Below are 3,492 nucleotides of genomic sequence, written 5' to 3' on the forward strand. Positions count from 1 at the left end.
GGCAGGCAGTAATTCTTGAGGTGGAAGTCAACAAAGAAGGGACCGAAGAAGGCGGAATTAGCACGAAAAACTGAGTAAACTAATCACCTTGATGCAAAGCGGCTGAACCTCAAAGGCTGTCTCAGAGGTTCATATCCACAAGGAAGAAAGCAATACGGTGGTTTGCTGGAAATCCTTTTCAAGATGTCCTGATAGACCCAACAGGAAACAAATGCTACATGTAGTGATGATTTCGCCACTTCCCCCGCAAGAGACAGGTGAATCTCCATACACTGCAAGGTTAATCAAAGAACTGGTGAATAAAGCCGACCTGAAAATAACGGCCATAGCAGGAGAAGAAGCTGACACTCTTGACAAAACAAATGCGAGAATCGAAAGCAAATCGATATGGGACGGGAGGAACCTGTTCTATCCTCTCACGCTGCTGAAAGAAATTGCTGAAATCCGACCGCATCTTGTTCACGTTCAGTTTGGACCTCATGGAAAAATCTATGGGGGTCTATTCGGTGAACCCATGCTACTACTCTTACTCTTGCTAAGGGCGGTTGGAATCGATACTACGATCACGCTTCACAGTACATGGATGCCACGCCAGGTGGAAGAACGCGTAGAGAAATACGGATTCCTCAGTCACTTGCGTTTTCTGGCTCGTCCAGCATTCAAGTTGTACATGAAACTGCTGAATTGGGGAACGACAAGCATCCAGTTGAGTACCTCGACGATGAACTCTGAACTTAGAAAACAGTTTCTTCATCACTACGAAATTGAGCCAACGAAGGTTCTGGAAATACCGCACCCTTGTCGTGCAGACGTGGAAATCCACGACAAAAGAGAGGCTGCAGAAAGCCTTGGACTGCAGGACAGAGAAATTGTGTTAATTTTCGGTTTCATTCGGGAAGGAAAGGGCATTGAACTGGCCATCCGATCCATGGATAGACTTCGCGACCTGAGACCAGATGCACTTCTTCTTGTTGCTGGTCGTCCAAAAGATAAGGAAGGCAAGAAATACTTGCAAAAACTAAGAGAGCTCACTGATGAACGTGGTCTTGAAAACCACGTCCAGTTTGACATGCGGTTCATACCGGAGAAGGAACTTCCACTGTACTTTTCTGCGGCTTCCGTTGTACTGGTGCCGTATACTGAGAGTGTAGGAGCGAGCGGGCCCATTCACAATTATGCAGCCTATGGAACACCCATTGTTGCAGCCGACGTGGGGCATCACATGAAGGGATCACTAGGGGGCTCTGTTGTGCTATTCGAAGCAGAGGATACTGAGGCTCTTGCAGATGCAGTCAACAGAATTCTGTCAAACAAGGGTTTCGCAAACCAAATTGGTAAGAAACATCGAAACTATGCCAAAAGAGAATCCTGGCCAAAAGCAGCCCTCAGGACCCTCAGACATTATGCAAAAACCCTCAAAACTGAATAGGTCCAAGTTCACAGTAGGTTTAGGCATTGAGGAATCTTTAAGTCAATGCTGTTCCGGTTCAGCGATTCACACGGGAGATACACCTATTGACCAAGTATGATGAACTTCGCATCTCAATCGAGAAAAAGAAAGCGAAAGTCTGTGTTATAGGCATGGGCTACATCGGCCTTCCGACAGCACTGTTCTACGCCAGAGCTGGGTTAGATGTACAGGGAATAGACACGAACGAGGACCTTGTTACAGAACTTGGAGAAGGAAAAATCCGCATGAAAGAAGAAGGGCTGGATGAGCTTGCAGATGAATACTTGGACTCGATTTATGTAACAGCGTCATACGAGTCGATATGCGATTCCGACATCTACGTTCTGTGTTTGCCAAGCCCCATAAACCAAGAAAACAGAGCTGTGCTGAAGTACCTCCAGGATGCTGTGAAGCAACTTGGTCAACAGGTGTGTAAGAGGTGCCTGATTCTCGTCGAAAGTACAGTCCCTGTTGGTGCTACAGAGAAGCTTGCTACACTCTTTGCTGAAGAAAGTGACATGATACTAGATGAGGACTTCTGGGTTGTGCATTGTCCTGAGCGCGTTCTACCAGGAAAAGTCGTTAAGGAAATGGATACAAATCACAGGCTTGCAGGAGGGGTAACCGAGAACTCGACCAAATTAGGTGAGGCCTTTCTCGAAACGGTATTCGATTCTGAATTGGTACATCCCACAACAGCTGCCGTATCTGAAACAGCAAAGCTTGCAGAGAATGCATACAGGGATGTTCAGATAGGATTCGTCAATGAATTGGCCAAGTTTTGCACAGATATGTCCATTGATGTAACAGAAGTAATCAGATTGGCCAATCTACATCCCAGAGTATCGATGCTCAAACCGGGCTTGGGGGTAGGTGGATACTGCCTACCAAAAGATGGGTGGATTCTGGTCGATTCCGCCAGAGAAAACGATTCCGAAGCAAAGGTGATACCAGCGGCAAGAGAAGTCAATGAGAGTATGCCCTCTCACGTATTTCGAAGGATTCAGAAAGTGATTCTTGAGGATTCGACAGTCAAACGCTTCATTGGACTTCTGGGTCTTAGTTTCAAGCCCAATGTGTCAGATACAAGAAACAGTCCATCTGTAGATCTACTCCGACTATTGACATCAGCAGGAGACACGGTGATAGTATACGATCCATATGTTGACAGAGATTTCGGGGTGCAGAAGGCAGACAGTCTCGAAGATGTGATTGAACAATGTGAAATTATCGTGTTAGCCGTTCCCCATGATACTCTCGTTGAAAATCTGGAGGACCAAAACCTAGAAGACATAATTCTAGTAGATCCATGGAACAAAGTGCCCCACCTTCAGGGAAAAGTCGAAAGATATCTGGGCCTTACCGTCTGAGCACTACAGGAGCTCATCTCTAAGAGGTATAAGCGGTCGAAACCCCGACAAAAGGCTACGCTAAATCTTCATCCTCTTCGTATGCGTATTCATAGAGCAGGTAGATTGCTAATATGTTAGGTCCAAGAAGCAAAGGAATCAGGATGAATGACATCGAGTTTATTCGACGGTATTCTGTCAGATACATAGTGTCTATGTTCACCTCAATATATCTGGCCATCAAGGGATATACAACCAATCGAAGTTTGTCTATTCTGACCGGGAATGTCACATTTCTGAGTCTAAACAGCGAGCGTCTCCAAAGAACAGAAGTGAGATTTGTGGGTGAATAGTTTCGGGGAAATAGCGTTCCATTGATTGAGTTTCCACTGGCATCAGATCCTGTGAAGTTAATGGCAACATCGGCATATCGTTCAAAGGTCGGATCCCAGTTTACCAAGATTCTCGCGACAAACTCGTCTTGTGGCTCAACATATGTATATACCTCGCGTTCCCATACAGCCCATGTCCCGGCTAGACTGGATTCATTTTCTACGGCTGTAGCGTTCACAAAGAATTGGCCTACGCCTCCTCTGGCATAGGAGAATATTCTCAAAGTGCCTTCGGGAATGCTTCCGTTTACTTTCAGAGAGGATTCCCAAGGAGTGGTAGCTTCAAACTCATCGTACCATA

2 protein-coding genes are annotated in these 3,492 nt (G+C 45.9%); both read left to right on the forward strand.

The annotated features are described in order from the left end of the window. The first annotated feature begins 211 nt into the window (after nucleotides 1-211). A complete protein-coding gene (locus tag GF309_01795; protein ID MBD3157497.1) occupies nucleotides 212-1,429 on the forward strand; it encodes a glycosyltransferase in 1,218 nt (405 codons plus the stop codon). 86 nt (nucleotides 1,430-1,515) lie between these two features. Continuing rightward, nucleotides 1,516-2,820, forward strand: a complete 1,305-nt coding sequence (locus GF309_01800) for a nucleotide sugar dehydrogenase (protein MBD3157498.1) — start codon at nucleotides 1,516-1,518, stop codon at nucleotides 2,818-2,820. The last annotated feature ends 672 nt before the right edge of the window (nucleotides 2,821-3,492 follow it).

Source organism: Candidatus Lokiarchaeota archaeon, assembly GCA_014730275.1.
Classification (GTDB): domain Archaea; phylum Asgardarchaeota; class Thorarchaeia; order Thorarchaeales; family Thorarchaeaceae; genus WJIL01.

Coding starts and splice junctions, on each gene's coding strand:
- GF309_01795 (MBD3157497.1), top strand. CDS start 212: ATGCTACATGTAGTGATGATTTCGCCACTTCCCCCGCAAGAGACAGGT.